The sequence below is a fragment of the Sphingomonas sp. GW821-FHT09E03 genome (assembly GCF_059416225.1).
Window position 1 is genome coordinate 31,017 of record NZ_JBWKOS010000014.1, and the last position, 20,151, is coordinate 51,167.

At 59.7% G+C, this 20,151-nt stretch carries 20 protein-coding genes; 12 read left to right on the plus strand and 8 right to left on the minus strand.

The annotated features are described in order from the left end of the window. Positions 1 to 36: 36 nt before the first annotated feature. On the minus strand, positions 37 to 468 hold the full coding sequence (locus AC07M8_RS18210) for a hypothetical protein (RefSeq protein WP_495175645.1): 432 nt from the start codon (positions 466 to 468) through the stop codon (positions 37 to 39). A gap of 799 nt (positions 469 to 1,267) precedes the next feature. Between AC07M8_RS18210 and AC07M8_RS18215 the strand changes: the two genes are divergently transcribed. Further along, complete coding sequence (locus tag AC07M8_RS18215; protein WP_495175646.1) at positions 1,268 to 1,831, plus strand: recombinase family protein; 564 nt, start codon at positions 1,268 to 1,270, stop codon at positions 1,829 to 1,831. Between the two features lie 629 nt (positions 1,832 to 2,460). Here AC07M8_RS18215 and AC07M8_RS18220 read toward each other — a convergent pair. From AC07M8_RS18220 to AC07M8_RS18235, 4 genes are all read right to left on the minus strand, one after another. Then, positions 2,461 to 2,901, minus strand: coding sequence for a hypothetical protein (locus tag AC07M8_RS18220; protein ID WP_495175647.1), 441 nt, complete (start codon positions 2,899 to 2,901; stop codon positions 2,461 to 2,463). A 10-nt stretch (positions 2,902 to 2,911) separates the two neighbouring features. After that, positions 2,912 to 3,298 carry a hypothetical protein gene (locus tag AC07M8_RS18225; RefSeq protein ID WP_495175648.1) on the minus strand — a complete coding sequence of 129 codons (387 nt, stop codon included), beginning with the start codon at positions 3,296 to 3,298 and terminating at the stop codon, positions 2,912 to 2,914. A 292-nt stretch (positions 3,299 to 3,590) separates the two neighbouring features. Continuing rightward, complete coding sequence (locus tag AC07M8_RS18230; protein WP_495175649.1) at positions 3,591 to 4,055, minus strand: hypothetical protein; 465 nt, start codon at positions 4,053 to 4,055, stop codon at positions 3,591 to 3,593. 105 nt (positions 4,056 to 4,160) lie between these two features. After that, the gene (locus AC07M8_RS18235) at positions 4,161 to 4,532 is read right to left on the minus strand and encodes a hypothetical protein (RefSeq protein ID WP_495175650.1); all 372 of its coding nucleotides are present in this window, start codon (positions 4,530 to 4,532) and stop codon (positions 4,161 to 4,163) included. Between the two features lie 159 nt (positions 4,533 to 4,691). Between AC07M8_RS18235 and AC07M8_RS18240 the strand changes: the two genes are divergently transcribed. The 4 genes from AC07M8_RS18240 (at position 4,692) to AC07M8_RS18255 (ending at position 6,225) form a co-directional block, all read left to right on the plus strand. Beyond that, positions 4,692 to 4,952, plus strand: a complete 261-nt coding sequence (locus AC07M8_RS18240; protein WP_495175651.1) for a hypothetical protein — start codon at positions 4,692 to 4,694, stop codon at positions 4,950 to 4,952. After that, positions 4,949 to 5,275 carry a PilZ domain-containing protein gene (locus tag AC07M8_RS18245; RefSeq protein ID WP_495175652.1) on the plus strand — a complete coding sequence of 109 codons (327 nt, stop codon included), beginning with the start codon at positions 4,949 to 4,951 and terminating at the stop codon, positions 5,273 to 5,275. The genes AC07M8_RS18240 and AC07M8_RS18245 overlap by 4 nt, the downstream gene beginning before the upstream one ends. Positions 5,276 to 5,362: 87 nt before the next feature. Beyond that, a complete protein-coding gene (locus AC07M8_RS18250) occupies positions 5,363 to 5,671 on the plus strand; it encodes a type II toxin-antitoxin system TacA family antitoxin (RefSeq protein WP_495175653.1) in 309 nt (102 codons plus the stop codon). Further along, the gene (locus tag AC07M8_RS18255; protein WP_495175654.1) at positions 5,668 to 6,225 is read left to right on the plus strand and encodes a GNAT family N-acetyltransferase; all 558 of its coding nucleotides are present in this window, start codon (positions 5,668 to 5,670) and stop codon (positions 6,223 to 6,225) included. Before AC07M8_RS18250 ends, AC07M8_RS18255 begins: the two co-directional genes overlap by 4 nt. A gap of 334 nt (positions 6,226 to 6,559) precedes the next feature. On the opposite strand, the gene AC07M8_RS18260 is transcribed toward AC07M8_RS18255, so the two are convergent. Beyond that, complete coding sequence (locus AC07M8_RS18260) at positions 6,560 to 9,619, minus strand: DEAD/DEAH box helicase (RefSeq protein ID WP_495175655.1); 3,060 nt, start codon at positions 9,617 to 9,619, stop codon at positions 6,560 to 6,562. Positions 9,620 to 9,665: 46 nt separating this feature from the next. After that, positions 9,666 to 10,481, minus strand: a complete 816-nt coding sequence (locus AC07M8_RS18265; protein ID WP_495175656.1) for a Hachiman antiphage defense system protein HamA — start codon at positions 10,479 to 10,481, stop codon at positions 9,666 to 9,668. A 242-nt stretch (positions 10,482 to 10,723) separates the two neighbouring features. Between AC07M8_RS18265 and AC07M8_RS18270 the strand changes: the two genes are divergently transcribed. The 5 genes from AC07M8_RS18270 to AC07M8_RS18290 all read left to right on the plus strand — a co-directional run bounded on the left by AC07M8_RS18270 (position 10,724) and on the right by AC07M8_RS18290 (position 17,822). Next, positions 10,724 to 13,078, plus strand: coding sequence for an AAA family ATPase (locus tag AC07M8_RS18270; RefSeq protein ID WP_495175657.1), 2,355 nt, complete (start codon positions 10,724 to 10,726; stop codon positions 13,076 to 13,078). Between the two features lie 386 nt (positions 13,079 to 13,464). Then, complete coding sequence (locus AC07M8_RS18275) at positions 13,465 to 14,562, plus strand: paraquat-inducible protein A (protein WP_495175658.1); 1,098 nt, start codon at positions 13,465 to 13,467, stop codon at positions 14,560 to 14,562. Next, a complete protein-coding gene (locus AC07M8_RS18280) occupies positions 14,559 to 16,250 on the plus strand; it encodes a PqiB family protein (protein ID WP_495175659.1) in 1,692 nt (563 codons plus the stop codon). The genes AC07M8_RS18275 and AC07M8_RS18280 overlap by 4 nt, the downstream gene beginning before the upstream one ends. Beyond that, complete coding sequence (locus AC07M8_RS18285) at positions 16,250 to 16,828, plus strand: PqiC family protein (protein ID WP_495175660.1); 579 nt, start codon at positions 16,250 to 16,252, stop codon at positions 16,826 to 16,828. The genes AC07M8_RS18280 and AC07M8_RS18285 overlap by 1 nt, the downstream gene beginning before the upstream one ends. Before the next feature lie 211 nt (positions 16,829 to 17,039). Then, positions 17,040 to 17,822 (plus strand): helix-turn-helix domain-containing protein, encoded by a 783-nt coding sequence (locus AC07M8_RS18290; protein ID WP_495175661.1) that lies wholly within the window; start codon positions 17,040 to 17,042, stop codon positions 17,820 to 17,822. Between the two features lie 520 nt (positions 17,823 to 18,342). Here AC07M8_RS18290 and AC07M8_RS18295 read toward each other — a convergent pair. Beyond that, complete coding sequence (locus tag AC07M8_RS18295; RefSeq protein ID WP_495175662.1) at positions 18,343 to 18,612, minus strand: HU family DNA-binding protein; 270 nt, start codon at positions 18,610 to 18,612, stop codon at positions 18,343 to 18,345. A 205-nt stretch (positions 18,613 to 18,817) separates the two neighbouring features. On the opposite strand from AC07M8_RS18295, the gene AC07M8_RS18300 reads away from it, so the two are divergent. Both AC07M8_RS18300 and AC07M8_RS18305 read left to right on the plus strand, forming a co-directional pair. Further along, on the plus strand, positions 18,818 to 19,168 hold the full coding sequence (locus AC07M8_RS18300) for a hypothetical protein (protein ID WP_495175663.1): 351 nt from the start codon (positions 18,818 to 18,820) through the stop codon (positions 19,166 to 19,168). Beyond that, positions 19,110 to 20,015 (plus strand): hypothetical protein, encoded by a 906-nt coding sequence (locus tag AC07M8_RS18305; RefSeq protein WP_495175664.1) that lies wholly within the window; start codon positions 19,110 to 19,112, stop codon positions 20,013 to 20,015. Before AC07M8_RS18300 ends, AC07M8_RS18305 begins: the two co-directional genes overlap by 59 nt. The last annotated feature ends 136 nt before the right edge of the window (positions 20,016 to 20,151 follow it).

A 20,151-nucleotide genomic window follows, 5' to 3' on the forward strand; every position in this document is an offset into this window, starting at 1 on the left:
GCCCCCTTATGGGCGGACTTGACCGGAGGCCGATACTCACGCGACACCATGGCATTTCGCTGCAGCCACCTTCCGCGAGGGGATGTCGTATACGACATCGACATAGTTGCAGCCTCCGTCATAAACAGTGGGCAGGTACACATCATCGCCAAACCAGCGGCGTTCGCCAGGCTTCATACCATCCGGCGGTGAGCAGGCCAAAGCGATCTGCCCGTTCGTGCGCCCCCCGCGTTTCGCCCCTCCGCAGAACCGCTCGTCCTGCTGGACATCTGGAACGAAATAGAAGGCTTCCACTCGATCCGGTGAGCCAAATTTGTAGACGCGGGCAAATCTCTGGATCTTCCCTGCGGCCGGCGGAAGCCGCACATTGTTCTCAATCGCATCCATGAGGGCGGTGTGCTGACGCTCTTCAGGCGATGAGCAGGCAGCCATCAGGAAGGCAGCGGGGAGAACCAAGGAGGGCTTCATTGGCACGAATGTCGCATTTGGTTTTAACGTCCGCAATCGAGGAAGCTGAAGACGGCGCTCTATGACTGCCATTGGGCGCTTTCAGCCCTCACCAAGATAGGTCGTCGGAGTCATACTGGCTGAACCTCTTACCTGCTCTACGATCTCTCCACGCAATAAACCTCAGCGCCATATAGGTGAGAAGGGCAGGTAGGGCGGCAAGCGGCGTGTAGTCGAAGGGCACGTCGAAGTGGCGTAGCGCCCCGAAGCTCAAGATGGTCATTGGAACGGCAATTCGCCCCCACATTCTCCACTGGTGCAGATCATTGTCGGAGCGGAAGCGTCGGTGATTTGTCATCCCGAGGTTGGCCGACGCAGGCTCGATTGGTTGACGACGACGCAGCCATTGATGACGCTGGTGCTCCATGCCCTGAGGCTAATGCCGACCCGCTAGGTTCGCTAGTGGGCGCCGACACGACTTGCCTGAACGGCGAAATTTGGGCGTTGGCGGACATGGCGGAGGCTCCGGCAATCTTGATTGAAGACGGTCGACCGTTATGCGGCTCTTGCCCGCAGACATCCTGCGGGCCGGTGCCTCGGCTTGATCTTGACCACCTGTCGGGGCACCGATCCAGCCAGCGCTGATGAATACCGCTGCGCACCTCCACCCTGAACCATGAACCCTGATCGCGACGATTAACTCGCCCTGTCGCGAAAGTGCTGAGTTTCGCGACATCGCTTCCGGCGCCTGTGTTCCCTCGTATGCCAATGTCGCAAAAGTCAGTTGCTAAACGATAGCTTTTCGGTACATATTTGCGACATGCTTATCGGCTACGCACGTGTATCCACCGACGACCAGGATCTCCGGCTGCAACGCGCCGCGTTGAAGGAGGCTGGATGTAAGCGGATGTTCGAGGAGAAGATCTCGGGCGCAAAGCGCGACCGGCCCGAGTTGGCCAAGATGATCGAGCAGCTGCGCGACGATGACACCGTCGTGGTGACGCGGCTTGACCGACTGGCGCGCTCCACTCGCGACCTGCTCGACATCGCCGAGAAGCTGAAGGAGGTAGGGGCAGGGCTCCGTTCGTTGGCGGAACCTTGGGCGGACACGACCTCACCGGCAGGGCGCATGGTGCTGACCGTGTTCGCCGGCATCGCCGAGTTCGAGCGCGAGCTGATCCACCAGCGCACCAGCAGCGGGCGGGTAGCAGCCAAGGCGAGGGGAGTCCGCTTCGGCCGTCCGCCCAAGCTGACCCCCGATCAGATCGCACTCGGCGAGCGCTTGGTGAGCGAAGGCACATCGGTGCGCGAAGCCGCCAAGCTGCTTAAGTGCCACCATGCCACGCTCTACCGAGCACTGACCGCTGCGGCATTGGTGCCGTGATGCCGGTCGCTTCGCAACTTGGCGTGCCGGAAAGGAAGGCCTGATGCCAATCCGTCCCGAGCATGTGTTCCTGTACCCAATAGACTGGCCGCAGCTCTCTCACCATGTTCGCTTCGTGCGGGCAGGGGGCTGTTGCGAGCATTGCGGACGCCCGCATGGGCAGAGGGTATTTCATCTGCGAGATGGACGATGGTGGGACCGGAACCGGCGCTGCTGGCGCAACGGGCAGGGCCGGCGCGTTAGACGGCCGACGGAGAACATTCTGGCCCACGGTGCCTGGACACCGGTAGTGCTGGCCTGCGCTCATCTCAACCATGACCCCAGCGATAGCGCGCTCCATCAATTGGCGGCATTGTGCCAGCGCTGCCACATGATCCATGACGGTCCCGAGCATCGACGCAGACGCTGGATGAACGCTCACTATCGTCGCGCTCTTGGCGACCTGTTTTATGGTCCTTACCCGATGCTAGGCGCCGTCTGGATCACACCCACCCCGCTAAGCATGCTCGACGATGCCCGATCGCTGTACGCTCCTGTGTAATTACTGCGGCGCAGCAGCTCGTTCCCACCAAACGTGGGGTGAGGAAGCACAATACGAGTGAAACAACATCGGCGCTATACAACAATGGCTAAGGATGGCCATCAAATCGCTCATTCTTATTGTTAATATCGTCTAGGTAAGACCGTGCTGTCTTAAGGCAGGGCTCAGTGAAAAGCCAATCTTCAGCAGCTTCGGATGACATGAAGTAGCGCACACCAGCGCTGGCAGTTGCGCGCTTGATCTGCATCAACGCATCCGACCTGGTCACGACATAAGCGGTACGCCTTGCTGCCAGCTCTTTGATAGCAAGCAATTTGATGAACAGCGCCAGCACGTCAGGACTATGGGGATGCATCCGGCGCACGTCGATCAGCGCCTGGTGCTGATTGGCATCACAGCGCAGCTTCTGGTGTGCGTCTGCGCGCGCCGCCTCCAAGCAGATAATGTCCTGCGGCAAGAAGAAGCCCGAAAGGATGACGCTGATCAGATCGCGATCAGGATGCACTTCAAACGAGAAGACTGGGGTCACTGTACGATGCTCATGCCTCTGAGATCTGATCCGCCAGGAGCCATGCTTCGGCAGCTGCGGGGTCGTCGGTGAAGAAGCCGGCACCTCGCCCGGCAGCCGCCCTTTGTATCTGCATTCTCGCAAGCGACTGGGTGACTACGGAGGCGATACACCTCGATGCAAATTGTGGGTTTGCAAGTAGCTTTGCGAATTGACCTCCGCTCTCCTGGGACTGGATGTGCATTCCCCATATGTCGACCAGCGTCAGGTGTTGATTACGGCCGCAGGTGAGTTGACGATGTGCCAAATCACGGGCTGCCACGAAGCGCCTAATGTCTTCTGGTTCAAAGAAGCCGGACATGGTGATACGTACCAAGCTGCGCGGGATATCAACATCAATGGAAAACTCGGGCTTCACAGAGGCTTACTGGCCTCGATCTGGTTACCAGCGGGTTGACACCAAGAAGCGAAACGCTCCGTAGCGCGTGGTCAAAGGCACGCTACGGAGCGCTGGCTGCCCATTGCCGCCACCAAGAGCCCTACGTTGGCAATTCGCACCGCTCAACGTTGTCAGAGGCGAACAATTTAGATGACATAGATCGAGCATATAACCTGCCCCGCACAAGCAATGTTGGTGCACCTTGCTATCCGCGCGGTGATGATCCGCAACCGGGAGACGAGCGACGGCAAGCTTGCCGCCATCTTCAGATCTAAGTGGCGATGGTCAGGGCTGGCGGTGGCATGCACCCACCGCTTTGCTCGGGCAGCAGCACAGCCACGGACGCGCGCCGCTCATACTCCATATGAGCCTTTATCCTATAGATGAAGGCAAGCAGCGCTGGTCGGTAAGCATCCCAGCTTTTAGCGATACCCCGGTCAGTCCATCGGTGAACATGATCGCGCACTTCCTCGCCAAGGCTAACGCATTCGGCCTTCAACCGCCGCCCGATCCTAGCTTGCTCGGTTGGCCCCTCGGAGATGATCACGTCGAAGATCTCATGATGCTTGAAATGCTGGTAGACGGTCAGCAGCGACATCAGGTCACCGCGCAGCCGAACCAGGGCGGCGACGTTTACAGGCATGCCATCAGCTACCAACCGTTCAGTTGCAGCGAAGTTGTCCATGATCTTGCCTTGATGCTCGCTCAAGCGGGCGATCAGCGAATACGTATCCATGCATCGACTATGCAGCAGCGCCGTAAGCAAGCAGTTAGGATTTGCACCCGTATTGAGATTGATTTACAACCACTATGGCAAGCAATCCCACAGCGGAGCTGTTGTTTAAATTTTAACAGGCTCAACGCCGTCTTTGACCCAGGCCAGCGCCTCCTCGTGCGTCGAGACGATACGGGCGTAAGGCTGTGTGAAGAGCCGTCGCACCTGCATCCGGGCAAGCGAGCTACCTGTCACGATCGCGATGGCCCTGGCCTTCGGCATGGCTGCCATATGTTCGCCCATCGCCTTGATCATGTCCTGCGCCTGGATGTTGCAGGCGCTGACATCGATCACCATGGCATAATTCGGCTGCAACTTGTTGACCACGAACGAGCGGCGAAGGTCATTGATGTATGTTGCCGTCTCATCCAGGCTCAGCATGCCGTTGAGGACAACTTCGACTAACCCTCGGCGGGCATCCACGGCAATTCGATACATCTACCTACTCCTGGTCATCTGCTCGGCCAGCAGCACGTTGTGGCTTGATCTATGATGAACAACCCAAATAACTGGAGTTGGCACACTGCTAACCACGTATAGTTTGGACTCTGCTAATAGGACTGGACTACGGACGTATCGTTCGGGGAGCGGTCCAGCATGAATGGCGTAAATACCAGCCGTATCGGCCACAGCACGGATTGCGAGGGGATTACCTATTCCCTGAAGCCCGCCCAGGTGGTGCAGGACGGCATAGCCACCTCCGTTCACCTCGTTGCCACAGCTCAGAATGCAGCCCTGACCTATGGAGACGCGTACTTGCCGTTAGGCGCCCTCGTGTTGCTGGTCGCCGACGAGATTCCGCTCCCTGCGCGGGTAAGCTGGTCCGACGGACGCCGCGCACGGCTCGAAAACAGGTGAGCGCTCGAGGGGCGCCCCAGGATCGAGCCCGCAGGCTGAAGGCGTTCCAGCTGTGCTCCATCCGACGAGGCTGCACAGAAACTCGAGCGCACGTGCTCAACATCTCGCGATCCGGCGCACTGGTCCATACTTCCGGCATCTTGGGGATAGGCTCGGCAATCACCCTGATCTGCGGCTCGCTCCAGATACTGGCTCAGGTCGCATGGATCGACGGGCCTCGAGCGGGCCTCGCGTTCGACCGGCTCATCACAGACGCTCAGCTGGAGCGGATCCTCACCGGTGACCGCCTTCGGCTTGGCCATCCCGCCTTACGGAGCAGCTAAGAAGGCCGCGCAGAGTGAACAACGTTCATCCTATTGAAGTGTACGCCAAAGAGGCGTACATGCATACGCAGGCTCAATGAGGGTTCTATGCTAGACTTTCAGGATCAGGTCAGCGCTGTTGAGGAGCGCAGCAGCGAGCGGATGAACTTCCGGACCAAGCCGCGCATCAAGCGTGCCATCCAGCAGGCTGCTGCTTTGTCGGGAGTAGACGATTCCGTCTTCACGATGAACGCGGCTTACCGATTGGCGATGAAGACGATAGCGGCGCACGAACGCACCAGCTTGGAGCCGGTCGACCATGAAGGCTTCTTTGCGGCACTCGACACACCACCGGCACCGAACGATCGGCTGCGGGCCGCCTTCGCGCGCCATCGCGAGACGATCACCAGCCGGTGACCGCGCCCAAAGACGCAAAGCCTACCGTCATAGAGCCACTCGATCCTGCCAGGCACGATCGAGTGGCATTCTCCTGTGGCATTGACCAGGTCGACAACTTCTTTCGCCGCACCGCCAACAAGCTCACCAAGGCCGGGAACGTCCGCACCTTCGTGATGGTCAAGCCTGAAGGCGAGGTGATCGGCTTCTACGCCACCAACGCCCACGCGATTGATTATACTCAGCTGCCCGATCAGTTCGCCCGCAATCGGCCTTCCCACGGCAGCATCCCAGCTGCCTACATTTCGATGATCGGCGTCGATCGCCGCTTCCAAAGGCAAGGCTATGGTGGCGATCTGCTGGTTGATTGCCTGGCGCGCCTGGCCAGCGCGGCCGATGCACTGGGTATCGCCGTTGTCGTGCTGGACGTACTCGACTGCGGCAATTCGGAGACGGTAGCCAAACGTCGGGCGCTGTACACCAGCTATGGGTTCGAGCCGCTGCCCTCCAACGAGTTGCGGCTCTTCCTGCCAATGGCAACAGTTCGAACGCTTACCGCAGGCATTCAGCACTAATAACCACCAAGGCTAAAAGATTTTCGGCACAGGTTTTTGACACCTGCAAAGCCCCTGGAACCATGGGGCGGCCTAGCTGGTCGGGACCCTCCGGTTATGACACCTAGGAGACTGGCCGCTAACCGATCGGCAGATCGCAAGACCGGACATTGTTGTAGGCTGCTGGAGCGGCGGCTGGATTTGGGCCGGATACGGACTCGCCCGCCAATGCTGTGCTGGCCTTATGAAGCTGTTATTCGTCTGCTGACCTGACCCAGCCAAGCCTGAATACGATTCAGCGCATAAGGTCCCGCGCAATTGAGATGTAGCTTTACGGGATGGCAGGCCATGAACTCTATGCAGCAATCTCGGTCGCAACCGATGAGAAATATGACGGATAGGCCGCCAGTGCCGGGAGCATCGCCTCATGCCGACAGGCTGTGCGCACCGCGTCTCGGTCACGCACGTTGTTCCACAAAACCGATAAGAAGTTTGCCACCACGCGGTCGGCGAAACCCGACTCCATGAAGGCGATAGCGGCTGGATCGCTGTGCCCGTATTTGATCTGCTTCTGGAGCCTGGAGAAGCCGTTGAAAAGTGTTCCGTCCATCGGCTCGGCGAGGTCGGAGAGGGAGGCGGTGATCATCGCCAAGTCATAAGCAAAGGCCCCCTCGCAGAGGGCTACAGCGTCCTCGACGGTTGCATGATCGCCGCTGACCCGGATGCCCAGTGCCGCCATTTTCGCATGGATATGGTAGAAGGGGCGGCCTGCGATCCAATCCGCCAGTGCCTCGGGTAAAAAGCCATTGTCGGACAACGATTGGATGGAGGGGGCCGAGTTCCAGGATATGATCTTCTCGCCCGCCACTTGCAGTAACTGGTCTGCCTCGATCGCCGCGCGAAGCTCCGCCGCATTCTCGGCAAGCCAAGCCTGTAGCTCGGCGATGATCGCTGGCGGCAGCGGCGACTTCCGTATCACCGCTCGCCGGTCGCCGTCCGTATTCGCGGCGATAGCGTCAGCGATCATTTTGAAGACATCGACAAGGGCAGGACGAACCCCCTCGGGTGCCAGGTGATAGGCCAGCGTATGCGAGGCGAGGTCTGAAACTCGATCCTGACCTTCCTCTTCCAGAAATGTCATATTCGCGACGAGAAAAGCCGCGATGGCCTGGATCGCCCGTGCCCGGCGTTCGATAAATTTCCGAAATTCAGCCGCGCTTATGAGCGGCTGCATGTTGAGCGCTTCCTGCACCACCGCCTCGATCCTGGCCTGGTCCGCGAAAGCCAAGTCGAGCCATTGGGGTTGAATTGGCTGGACCACCGGCGGCGCGTCCTTCTGCCGCTGCTCGTAATCGTCAAACAGGTTGAGGATGCTGCTTCTCGTCGGTTCTGACTTGGAGGCGTCCAGCAGCTCCTTCGCCTCGTTCCAGCGCCACCGGTTTCTATAGTCGTTGCGCTGATCGAATATCGACGGGGTTGCAAAGATCACACTCCCCTCGGTGTGCATTCCGGCGCGGCCCGCGCGACCCATCAGATTTTGGAAGTCGCGCACCATGATGCTCTCCGCACTTTGGCGTGTGGAGGTGACGATCAGGTACTTTAGAGGAAAATTAACGCCCTGTGCAAGCGTGGAGGTGCAGACTACAAATTTGGCCAGACCCACCTTCATGGCATGCTCGATTGATAGCCGAAGGCCTTGGGGCGTAGCCGCGTGATGGGCGAATATCCCGAGGACCGCCGCTTTTGTCGCCACAGCATCGGGTCCAAGATGTGCTTCGGACAGATGTCTGAGTTTCTCGACTTCCGCCGCGTCCGACACATCTACGGGCTTCGGCAAATTTGCGCCGCGATCAAAAATGTCGACGGCCCGCCGACAGACGGTCGTCACGCTATCCTTCTTGCCGCAGAAGACCGCGACGCTGCCGTTGCCGACAACATAGAGCCCGAGAAATAAGCCGACTTCGCCGCCCTTCGTTTTGGCAGGAAACCGTTGAACATTCCGTTCGCGCCCGCGAAGGTTCAGGGGAAAGTCGTCAATGATGCGAGGAACCCAGAATTCGCCTTCTTCGGGATCAGCGGGGCTTACATATTCAAGGCGTCCTCTGGCATCCTGCCAGCTCGCGAATGCTATGCTTTTCGACGTGGGGAGCAGGCCTGCGCCATCAATGACGGCTTCCGGGTCTCCAACCAGCCATTCCGCAACCGTGCTGGCATTTCCGATCACGGCTGAAATCAAAATGACCTGCGTCCCCTCGGGCAGGGTCAATTTCAGGGACGTAAGGAGAAGCTCATACGTCGGCCCGCGCGTGAGACCATCAAATTGATGGCCTTCGTCGTAGATGACGAGGCCGATGCGATCGACCAGCTCCGGCGCGCGTCGCAGCATGTAAAGCAGCTTCTCCGGCGTCACGATCAGGACCGTATTCACCGCAAGGATTTGCTCTAGCTGAATATCGAATTGAAAAGAGTCCGAAGCCTCGTCCAGACGGATGGGTTCTCCGGCAAATGCCGTCACCAGATCGCCTCTGATGTCGTGACAGAGCGAGCGATAGGGGGCGACGATCACGGCCAACGACGCCCGTTGCGACAAGAAAGCCGAGCGGATGATCAATTCTGTTGCACGAGTTTTACCCGCGCTCGTCGGCATTTGAATTACGGCGGAGCGGCCTTGCAGCAGGCCAGCGGATGCTATTCGTTGTTGAGCAGGCCACAGTTCGATCGGGAAATGAGATTTTCCGAGCGCGGGTTGCCACGCGGCGGCATCGAGACCCGACGCTTTAGGAAGGACCGTGCGCGACGCGTTTCGGAGCTTGGTTGCACAAGCTGCGGCTACCAAATCCGCATAGAGCAGCTCTCGGGGCGAGCCGTTTTGATAAGCGACTTCCCGGAGGGCGTCGCAGGCAGCAGACACCTCTGGTACGCCTGACGCAAAGGTCATGAAACCGTTCATGCCGGCGAGGACGGCATTCACCCGATCGGAGCCCACGTCGATCGGTGAAAAGTCGTTGAGCAAAATCTTGTAGACCAGGCGAGCCAACCCAGCGGCAAAGTCCGGCGGTGGTGCGTCCATCTTTTTGACGATGACAGTCGCGTTGCCGACGCTGTTGTTGAGATAATAGGCGCTTGCGCAAAGCAGCGAGAATTCGACCGAAATGGTTTCGTCGAGCCTGGCGCTGAGATAGGCGTCGAAGAAGGTTGAAGCGAAGCGAAGACCTTCTGATACGGAAAGCTCTTCGCCGTCCCAGCTCACCGGCTCGACATCCGGATTGAACCCTTCCAGACCGTCGGCTTCGCGAAACTGATCTGCGGTGACGGCGGCCACGTCACCGAGGATGCCGACTGCCAGATCAAATAGCGTCGATGGGTCCCGGTATAGCTCAATGAAGTCCTCGGGGGCGACGCGGAACTCGTGCATTTTCGCCCGCGCCCGCGTGGTGGAAAGCACTCTGGTCGCAGTTGCTCTAGGCTTCATTGGCCGCCCTTTCGTAAAGGGCTTGGACAAGCTGCATCAGGGAGGGTCCCTTAATGACGAGCAGCCGCAGGTTTGCCGCGTTCTTGTGGCCGGTCGTGTCGGTCTCCTCCAGCTTCGTGGTGGCGAGGACATCGATGTCCAATACAGCGGCTGCCCCGTTGATCCGACGGAAAGGGCGCTCGGTTTCGTTCTGGAACCGCTGAACCGCTTGAACCTGCGCGGTCTCCCCGCGCACCAGAAGACGCTGCTTCATCGCATTCAGCGTCATGGCTTCACGAAGGTGGTCCTTCATCGAGTCCGTGACCGCGTCTTGAAGCCGGTTGCTTTTTGTCGCTGACAGCCCGGATTTTGACTCGAAGATGTAAAGCTCGTCGTTCGCATTTTCGGCTTGATTGTTCACAAATTTGAAGCCGACGATGTCACAGCCCTTGGTCGAGTCCTGTCGGTTCCAGCGATCCTGATACCGAAGCTCCCGAGGGCACCAATATCCCAACATGAACTCGATGAAATCAGCGACCAGTATTTCGCCAAAGTCACCCGACCGAAGGCTCGGCCCGGGTGCCACCTTCGCATCGGGGAACAGTATCGTATTGAGAAATTCGGCCTTGCTCTTGCCCGTGCCGCCCACCAATGCCGGAAGATCGGCGTCAGCGCAGTAATGATGACGGAAATGTGCTGCCCAGGCCGAGAGGACGGCTTGGTCGTCAACGGGATTGATTTCCCAGATTTGGATTTCTTGCCCGCATGCCGTCTGACGACGTTCACCGGTGTCCTTGATCCAACCTATGTGCGGCGGCGCAGCCACTTCCTTCAAACCTCAAATCTAGATGCCGAGTCACAGCCATATGCTATACAGCGGGGCCGTGGCCAACAGACCGAGTTCCGGCCGTTCGGGCGCGCGTTTGGGGGTTCCGGAAGTGGACGTTCGCCTACGCCAGATTCCACGGCCGCGTTTGAGAGGACTTTCCCGGTCGATCTAGGCGGACCAATACCGCAGCTTGCCGAGCAGCTTTGACTCCGTCCCCGATCGGAGTCAGCTATTCGTTTATGTTCAAGAAGATCGTCATCCGCAATGTGGGGGTATTGAAGGCGTTCGACGCTGGGACATCTCCGCCGCTCTCGCAGCTCACGATGTTCTACGCCCGCAATGGACGGGGCAAATCTACCCTCACCGCCGTGATGCGCGCGGCCCGGGACGGCTGCTCGAACACTGTCATGGCGCGCCGCTCCTTGGGCAACAATGCCGCTGACCCCGAGATCACCCTCGTCTCCGATGCTGGCAATCGGCAGTTCAAGGGCAGCAAGTGGCAACACAAACGGGCGCCGATTGAGGTGTTCGACGCGACCTTCATCGCCGACAACGTGTTCGCTGGCGAGATGATCGAGCTTCCCCAGGACCGGGGGCTGTTTTCGATCATCATCGGTGAGGAAGGCGTACGGCTCGCCAATCTGCTCGAGCGTTTCAATGCCCATGCGAAGGCGGCGGCCTTGAAGCTCAAGGACACTGAGGCCGCGCTGGCGGATGACTTGCCCTCCGACATCAGCCGTGAAGCCTTCTTCGCGCTTGCGGCCAATCCCGCGTATGCCGACCGCCTCGACAAGGCCGAGAAGGCGCTGAAGTCTGTTCAACAGGCCGACAAGATCGCTGCGCTCAAGCAGCTCGAGACCGTCACCGCGCCAGCGCAGCCCGCCGATATGCCGTCCACCCTCAGCGCCACCGTGCCGGATATCGACGCAGCTGCTCGAGATCGGCTGGCCAATCACTTCCGGCAATTTAAGCTCGGTAAGCAGGGAGAGGCGTGGGTCAATTATGGCGTGGAGCACATGCACGACGATGCCTGTCCGTTCTGCGCTCGGCCGGACGCTGATGAGCTCGGCATGGTCACGCTCTACGGGCAGATATTCGGAGAGCAGTACAAGACGCACCTGGCGACAATCACCGACGCCGCGACCGCCTTGAACGATGCGTTGGGCGAGGTCGCACGGACCGCGATCGCGGCGACACTGGCCGCAAATGTCGCCTCCGCCAAGGCGTGGGAGCAGTATGTTCAGCTCGGTGCCGAGTTGCCCGACTGCGTTGACCTCGGGACTGACCTTGCGGAGGCTCACTCCGCTGCGAAGGACATGCTCGATCGCAAGCGACAGTCACCGCTCGAGGTTGTCGATGACCCAGACCTGACGGCAAAAGCGAGCGCGGCGTTGTCCCGGGTCGCTGCCACGCTGACGGCCTACAACACCGCCGTCGAGACGATCAATGCGGCCACTAAGGCCGCTCAATCGGCATCAACGATGACCCAGGACGATGCGAAGCTGGCGGTCGCCAACGCCAAGCGCCGAATTGCTCGGACCGAGGACCCTGGCGTCCAGCGCCGCATTGAGGAATATCTCGCTGCCGCTCGACGGGATGAGCGCGCCAAGAATGTCCGCAAGTTCACGCAGAAGAAGCTCAAGGACGTCAACGACGCGGCAGCGGACCACTACCACCTCAGGGTGAACCACTACCTCCAGCGCTTCAGTGTCTCCGCTCGAATCACGCGGCCAACGAACAGCATGGCGGGCAACGCCGGGTCCTCTGATTACTCGCTGGTCATCCGGGGTGAGTCGGTGCCGCGCGGCCGTGGGCCCGGAGCCGCCCCCATTCCCAATTTCCGCAACACCCTATCGACGGGCGACAAGACCACGCTTGCCCTCGCATTCTTCCTCGCCAAGCTCGACCACGATGGCGCCCTGAACCAGAAGGTCGTTGTCTTTGACGACCCGCTCGCCAGCCACGACAGCCATCGTCGCGGCAAGACCGTTGAGGCCATCAAGGAGCTGTGCGGCCGGTGCCTTCAGCTCATCGTCCTGTCCCATGACGAGTATTTCCTCCGGGATGTCGAGAAGCTCTGCGCCAGCATCACCAAGGCCTCGTACCAGATGGAGTACAGCGACGGGGACGAGTGGTCAGCCGCGAAGCATGTGCGGTTTACCGACCTGTGCCGCTCCGATCACACCAAGCGCCTCGACAAGCTCGCCGCCTATGCCGACCACCGTCAGGGCGATCCTGACGATATTGTACTACACGTGCGGCAGGTAATCGAGACGCACTTCCGGCGCTCGTACACGGCATACTTCCCGCACAACCGGAACCTCGGTCAGATGGTGTGGGACATCGACCATCACGCGGGCACCCACCCATGCGACGGGGTGCGAGACCGCATGGACGCGCTCAATTCATCGACCTGCGACAATCACCACGGTGATGACGCGGGAGTGATGCCCAGGAAAGGTGTTGATCCCGATGCCTTGAAGGTGATCGTCTTAGATGCACTGGAATTGATCGGAGCTCGGCGCCCGACGGGCTCTCCCGCCAACGCCGCTCCGGGTCTGGCCTCTGCCCCTCCCGCGGTGATTGGCGCTTAGCGGTCGATAGCCAGCGGCTGAACGGAGGGCAGCTTTCGCCACTCACACCTCCGGAAGCGGTCGTTGCCCTCTCCATCCAGAAATTACGGCCTGCTGGTGTCAAAACCGAGGGGTTTAGACGCTCAGCCGTCGATCGCTCTCGAAGCCTCGTGTAGAATTTTCATCCTGGGTCGACGAGAAGCCCGCGATAGCCCCGTCGCGGTTTTTCTATGCATGGCCGACACTTGGGGGCATGACCGTCATTGTCCATGAACCCGGCCGCAGCCCCCTCCCTCGTCGCCTGTTTTGACTGCGGCACCCGTCAGGAGGTCGAGGCACCTAGTCCCAGCTCCGTGACCTCGTGCGTGACGTGTGGAAACACGCTCGAACGCACTCACGGTCGCTCGGTGACGGCAGCACTGGCATGCTCAGCCGCAACGTTAATCTTCCTTATCCCAGGCAACCTTGCGACGTTTCTGACAACGCGAGCACTTGGCATCTCACGCCACAGCGTCGTGGCGTCGGCTGCAACGGCGATGCTGAAGGATGGGTGGCCCTTCTTAGCACTCGCCATTTTCCTGTTCGCGGTTGTGTTCCCCCTGATGCGTTTTGGCCTGCTCACCGCCGTACTCGTCGAAGTGCAGCGGGGACAACGTCAGGCTTGGCTCGGCCCCGCCTTTCGCCGAGCAGTCAGCCTTGAGACATGGGCTATGCCCGATGTCTATATATTGGGTCTGGCTGTAGCCTATTTTCGGCTGGCCGCTGCAATTAACGTCAGCTTGGGTTCAGGCGCGATATGCTACATCATTGCCGGTACGCTGTCGCTGTTCGTCCGGGCTACCCTCGACAAAGCAGAGATCTGGCGCCGTATTGCACCCGACCACGAACTTGTAGAGGGCAAAGCGACGATTGCCTGCTTCGAGTGTGAACAAGTCCATCCAATTGCTTGTGAATGCCACCCGTGTTCGCGATGCGGTTATACGCTCCATCACCGCAAACGCTTTGCTATACCGCGCACGATAGCGCTGACTATTGCGGCAGTGTTGCTTTACATTCCTGCCAATACCTTCCCAATCGCGACACTGCCAATCAACTATCAACCGCTGAAATATACGGTTCTTCAGGGTGTTCTCGACCTGTTTGAGGTTGGATTGTACGGCCTCGCCGCGCTCGTTTTTACCGCCAGCTTTGCCATCCCTGTTCTCAAACTTGTTGGGCTGAGTTGGTGCATCCAGTCAGTAACGTTTCGCTCAACTAAGCGGTTGAAGGTTAAGACGCGTGTCTACCGTATCGTCGAAGAGGTTGGACGCTGGTCGATGGTCGACCCGTTTGTGATCGGGTGCTTCGTTCCCGTTATGCATTATAACTCGTTGATCTATGGGCGAGCGGAGGCTGCTGCATCGCCATTTACGGCGGTGGTGATCCTGACCGTGATCAGCGCCAAGACATTCGACCCCCGCCTAATGTGGGATATAGTCCGCTCGCGTAGAAAGACTGCCGCATGACCGATCATCGCGAGGTAGCAAACCAGGAAGAAGGCCGCTGGCCCTCCGCACAAAGCGTTCGCCGACGTTGGCCTGGGATCGTCTGGGCAATCCCGTTAGCGGCGCTCATCGTGGTTCTTTACCTCGGCGTCCGCTGGGCGGCGACGCGAGGCACCGAGGTGAAGGTGACCTTTGCGAGCGCCGAGGGGGTAACTCCTGGCGACACCAAGGTGCTTCAGAATGGGGTGGAGGTCGGACACGTTACCGACGTCAGGATCACACCAGACGGCAAACGGGTCGAATTGACGCTGTCGATGAGCAGACTGGCGGAGCCATCTCTCAACACCGCGTCGCAATTCTGGCTGCTCGGCGCCACGCCGTCGGTGACCGACCTGCAGTCAGTTCGCGCCGCGCTTGCAGGGCTGATCGTGGAACTCGCGCCCGGGACGGGCGGTACACCTACCCGTGAGTTCAGGGGCCTGGAGAGCGCGCCCCTGGTTATGCCAAACGAGCGTGGCACCTACTACAATCTTGCCACGACTAATGCTGGTGTGCAGCCCGGCGCTGCCCTGCTCAACGATGGACAAAGCATCGGCGTGGTTGCAGGCGCCCAGATGCAATCACTCGGCCACTTCCGGCTGCGCCTGTTTGTACGCGCGCCGTACGACCGGTTCGTGCGGGAAGGAGCGACTTTCTGGCGAGGCAGCCCGCTTAAAGTCCAACTGACGGGTAGCGGTATCCAGACGCAGATTGCGCCTCCTAGCAGTGTACTCCAAGGGTCGGTCCAATTCGACCTACCGATCGATGCACGTAATAACCCGCGCGCTAGGGCCAACACCGTCTTCCAACTCTATGAGGATCAGGCCAGCGCGCAACAGGGGCCAACCGGACCTGAGCAGCGCTATGATCTCGTGCTTCAAGGACAGGCCGGGGATCTTGTCGCCGGTGCACCGGTGTCGCTACTGGGCTACAAGGTTGGCGAGGTGCGATCATCCCGGCTCGTTTATGACCCTGGTCCGCGCGGGCCTTATACGGCTGCGACGATCGGCCTCTACCCATTAAAACTGAACGTCGCGCAAGGCGCCACTGCTGATCCGCTAGCCTGGCGGCAAGGCACTGACGCAGCCGTGGGTCGGCTGCTACGACAGGGCTATCGAGCAGCCCTTGTCCAACCTATTCCGCTGGTGGGCGGACACGCCATTGCTTTCACGCGATCGGGAAGCGGACCTGCCACCCTTGGAAGCGGCACCAATCCGGTCATCCCCTCAGATCCAAGCGGCGGAGACATCAACGGTCTGATCGATAAGGCCAATACGCTGATAACCCGCATCAACCGGATTCCTCTCGAGCAAATCGGTGCAAACGTGCGAGCACTCACCGGCAACCTGTCAAAGCTGAGCGGCTCGCCAGAGGTCTCGAGTTCGTTGCGGCACCTCAATGCAACGCTGACGCAGGTCGATGCGATCACGCGTGAGGTACAGCCCCAAGTCGGCCCATTGCTCACCAAACTGAACGCGACAGCTGATCAATTACAAGCAACCGCCACTGCGGCACGTGGCACGCTGACCGGCGAGGGCGTTAACCAGGATTCAAGCCTGCCTGACGCCGTGCGCCAGCTGACGGAAGCCGCGAGGTCCATCCGGTCGTTGACCGACTATCTCGGGCGCCATCCCGAAGCGCTGCTGCGCGGTAAGGCAAAGGAGAAGTGATGCGCCGATCCCTTGTAGCGGCGTTCACCGCCTCCCTTGCTTTAACTGGTTGCGGCCGTAGCCCTGCCACGACTTTCCTTACGCTCGAGCCAATCCCGACTTTGGCAACCGCCAACTATCAAGGACCGGCGCTGCGCGTGCCCTTCCTTCGCGTACCGGTGACGCTCGATCGACCCGAGTTCGTCCAACAGCTCGCAAACACAGTGACCGTCTCTGACTTCGATCGCTGGGCCGCGCCGTTGGGTAGGCTGGCCCGAGACACGTTGATCCAGGATCTTCAGGCGCGCCTGCCCGCGGGCAAAGTATTGCCGCCTGATGCTGCCCCGTCATCGCCTGAGGTACGTGTGGAAGCGACCGTGCTGTCATTCACTGCAACCCAGGCGCAGGCGGTGATGTCGGTTTCGTACCGGATCGTTTGGGCTTCTCCTGCGATGAATAAGGTCAACAATTCGGCACCACGGCCCGTTGAGTTACGCATGCCTCTCATGGCCGATGATGCTGTTTCTCAGGCGAAGGCTTGGAGCGCCCTTATCGCTCAATTATCAGATCGCATCGCGGCGGATGTTATGGTGCGGTGATGTATGCGAATAGCGTATTGAAGGGCTGTCGGACCTAAACGCATGTGCGCCTAAACCAGGTGTGAGATAGCTCTTCCCCCTCGGCTTGCCTCGTAAAAGCCGATGCTAATTCAGCGGATACGGCACCGAGCCTTGGAAGAGAGGCAGGTCAATGCCTTCCAACCCGAACCGGGCTAATGCGCTTTCTGCAAATAGCCGGTAATCAGATGCGATGCGGGTGGGACTGGAAGCACTAAGCGAACGAGAGAAGGACACGCTACGGCTGCTTCTAGCGGGGCATGACGCCAAATCGATCGCCCGCGATTGCGGTCTGTCGGTCCACACCGTCAATGAGCGGCTGCGCGACGCGCGTAGGAAGCTGGATGTGACGAGTAGCCGCGAGGCAGCAAGGCTGCTCCGCGAAGCCGAACGGGGTACCCCCGATAATTTGGGGGACAAACAATCGCGGGTCGCCGTGCCTTCTCTCAGCATCAAGGAAGAGCTGCCGGGTCAACGGTTTGGCATGGGATATCCCCTCGCCTGGCTCGGCGGAGGAATGCTCATCATGTCCCTGATCATCGCTATCGCCGCGCTACTGCCTCTTGTTCGTGCAAACGGCGAGCCGCAGTCGGCCCCGCCCACGTCATCTGCCCAAACAGTGATACAGAACGAAGGAGGTGCCGCAGGCGCGGGCATGGCACGTGCATGGGTGTCCCTGCTGGATAACCGGCAGTGGGCTGATACGTGGCGGTCGGCGGGATCCATCTTCAAAGCGCAGATGCCCGAGGCGCGCTGGCCATCGGTGATTGAGCCTGTTCGTCAGCCCCTAGGGAGTGTCTCATCTCGGTCGTTCCTTAGCGCGACCGCAACAACCTCGCTTCCTGGCGCGCCCACCGGTGAGTATCAGATCATCCAGTTTGCGACCACTTTCGCCACCAAGCCGGGCGCGATCGAAACCGTCGTCATGGCTCACGAACCCTCAGGCTGGAAAGTCGATGGGTACTTCATACGGTAGCTACGGAAACTAAGATCCCATGCCGGGCAGCGCCCTTGCCCAGCATGGCTGCCTATGTCCCCGGGTTCCTGTTCTGGCACTGACACGGCAAGGTCATGTCACACCAGCTCCGTCTTCCGTTCAGCTTTGTCAGCGAGACACGTGCCGACCATACCGGTCCATGTTCAGCTTCCAAGGCGGACGATGACAACGGAGCGTCCAGCCATCAGCTGTGACGGGTCATACTGATCCCTCATGGCTGATCCCTTAACTCGATATTCTGCAGCTCGGTCACACCTTGATCGGACCGCTGGCGGGACCATCTTACCGGTAACGTCAACAACTGGAAGGAGGTGATCGAATGTCTCATTGTCACACGCCGAATACGGCAGCAGGTATGGGCATGATCGCTTCTGCGGGACATGCCTGCGCCTGAATGATTTGCCGGCTTCGGTCGACAATGGAAAGGCCGTCCCGACGGGGGCGGCCTTTCGCTTGTTAGCCGCACCTGGAATGCGTGATTGGCATCAGCGGCTCTGCTTTAGAGCTTGTCTTTCAGCGCCTTGGCGACGGTAAACGCGAGCTTCTTGGACGCTGAAATCGTCATAGATTCCCCGGTCTTGGGGTTGCGCCCCTGGCGCTCGGGGCGGTCTTTGACGGTGAATTTGCCAAAGCCCAGGATCGACACCTCCTCGCCTCTGATGGCGGCGCTGGCGATGTTGTCGAACACAGCCATCAGCGCTGCCCTTGCCTCGGCCTCGCTCATGCTGGTTGCCGATGCGACGCTCTTGGTCAGCTCACCAATGTTCATGCCATTCTCATCCTCATAGACTGGTGAGCGGACATTAACGGTGGCCGAGCACAGCGCCAATCGGCGCAGCAGGTCGCATGCGAGCAAGGGGAATGACTCGAGGCCGGCTCGGTGCTCTGAGTTCTTGTCTGACCGGCTGCGGTTATCGCCGCCCTGTATACAAGATAGCGGTTGAAAGCCTGCCGCTCGCGGCAAATGATGAGCCATGACCAAGGACCGAGACGAGTTTGTTGGGCCGCCGCGTCAAGTTCGTTTTGCGCATCGGCATAACGACATCATCCAACGCCGGGTAGATGCCGGCGAAACGGCTTCCGACGTCATTCGCCAGCTGGTCGCAGCAGGCATCTTCCACGGTGCCGCCTATCAGTATGGCATCCCAGCCATCGAGCTGGAAATCCACGAACAGCTTTTGCTCGCTCGCGCCATGGCCCTGTCCGGCAACGATCTTACCAAGCTCATCAAATCGCTTGTCCTCAATGAAGCACATAGGACGCTCAATGCACACGATGAACGCCTCCTCACCGCCGCCCTCCCCTCAGGCAAAGCTCAACCCTGACTATCATCCCGACTGGGAGCAGCTCCACGACGAGGCAAACGCGCGCCGGGAAGCAGCATGGGCGGTAAAAGCCAGGCTGATGGGCCGCTTACCGGACCTTTCAGACACAGAGCGGGGTGACTTGGCCAAGGCCGAGGTGGAATGGGAATCCGCACACCAGCTTTGCATGCTCTGCCTAGATACCTACCAGCACCGCACCTTTGAGGATGCGATGGCATGGCTGAATCAAACCTTCTGTTCAGCGCAACCGGTCAGCCTTCCCGACCTCCATGCATTCAGCGACGTTCGTCAGCTGATCAAAGCGGCCTATCGGATCCACAGCAAACGGCAGGAGCTGAAGGCTCTCGAGCGCAACATGCTCGATCTGTCACAAGCCAATAGTTTTTCGCCGTTCTTCGATGTCGCGACCTGCACAACGTGGAACGTCATTATTCCCTCGCACCATTATCGGACGGCATCCGACATCCATGCGCACTACACCGCGTATAAAATGAACGATGGCATGCATGTCGCCGTGCAAACCGCTCCGCGTTCAATCGGCGCAATCAACGCCTGCGAGATCCTCATCGAAGAGTTTCTGCGCAAACGAGTTAGCCAGTGGACGCAGCGGCGCTGGTTATTTACCAAGAAACGGCCGGCGATCACCTTCTATACGTACATGCCGCCATCCGAATATAGCAAAGAGATGTTCGACCGCGTCGAACTGAGCGCACCGCTTGCGCGCGGCAAGCGGATCTCCGTGGCGCAGTGGCAAAGCGTTGGATGCGTGCCGGCAGCAGTAAGACCCAATTGGCTGCCCGGCGGTCTCGCCGACTGGGGCACGTTCGACGACGACGCTGACACATGACCAGGGGCCAAAAGATCGGCGTGGCCTGCTTCGCGCTCGTCGCGCTGCTTGGCACCCCAACCCTCATCTTTCCGCTGGTCTGCGGCATATCCCGGCTCGGTTATGCGCCGGCGAACCCAGTGCCACCCTGGTGGTG

What these genes read in the sequence shown, in the direction of transcription:
- AC07M8_RS18210 (WP_495175645.1), bottom strand. Translation starts at nt 468, where the DNA reads ATGAAGCCCTCCTTGGTTCTCCCCGCTGCCTTCCTGATGGCTGCCTGC.
- AC07M8_RS18215 (WP_495175646.1), top strand. Translation starts at nt 1,268, where the DNA reads ATGCTTATCGGCTACGCACGTGTATCCACCGACGACCAGGATCTCCGG.
- AC07M8_RS18230 (WP_495175649.1), bottom strand. Translation starts at nt 4,055, where the DNA reads ATGGATACGTATTCGCTGATCGCCCGCTTGAGCGAGCATCAAGGCAAG.
- AC07M8_RS18235 (WP_495175650.1), bottom strand. Translation starts at nt 4,532, where the DNA reads ATGTATCGAATTGCCGTGGATGCCCGCCGAGGGTTAGTCGAAGTTGTC.
- AC07M8_RS18240 (WP_495175651.1), top strand. Translation starts at nt 4,692, where the DNA reads ATGAATGGCGTAAATACCAGCCGTATCGGCCACAGCACGGATTGCGAG.
- AC07M8_RS18250 (WP_495175653.1), top strand. Translation starts at nt 5,363, where the DNA reads ATGCTAGACTTTCAGGATCAGGTCAGCGCTGTTGAGGAGCGCAGCAGC.
- AC07M8_RS18260 (WP_495175655.1), bottom strand. Translation starts at nt 9,619, where the DNA reads ATGCACGAGTTCCGCGTCGCCCCCGAGGACTTCATTGAGCTATACCGG.
- AC07M8_RS18270 (WP_495175657.1), top strand. Translation starts at nt 10,724, where the DNA reads ATGTTCAAGAAGATCGTCATCCGCAATGTGGGGGTATTGAAGGCGTTC.
- AC07M8_RS18280 (WP_495175659.1), top strand. Translation starts at nt 14,559, where the DNA reads ATGACCGATCATCGCGAGGTAGCAAACCAGGAAGAAGGCCGCTGGCCC.
- AC07M8_RS18285 (WP_495175660.1), top strand. Translation starts at nt 16,250, where the DNA reads ATGCGCCGATCCCTTGTAGCGGCGTTCACCGCCTCCCTTGCTTTAACT.
- AC07M8_RS18290 (WP_495175661.1), top strand. Translation starts at nt 17,040, where the DNA reads ATGCGGGTGGGACTGGAAGCACTAAGCGAACGAGAGAAGGACACGCTA.
- AC07M8_RS18295 (WP_495175662.1), bottom strand. Translation starts at nt 18,612, where the DNA reads ATGAACATTGGTGAGCTGACCAAGAGCGTCGCATCGGCAACCAGCATG.
- AC07M8_RS18300 (WP_495175663.1), top strand. Translation starts at nt 18,818, where the DNA reads ATGACCAAGGACCGAGACGAGTTTGTTGGGCCGCCGCGTCAAGTTCGT.
- AC07M8_RS18305 (WP_495175664.1), top strand. Translation starts at nt 19,110, where the DNA reads ATGCACACGATGAACGCCTCCTCACCGCCGCCCTCCCCTCAGGCAAAG.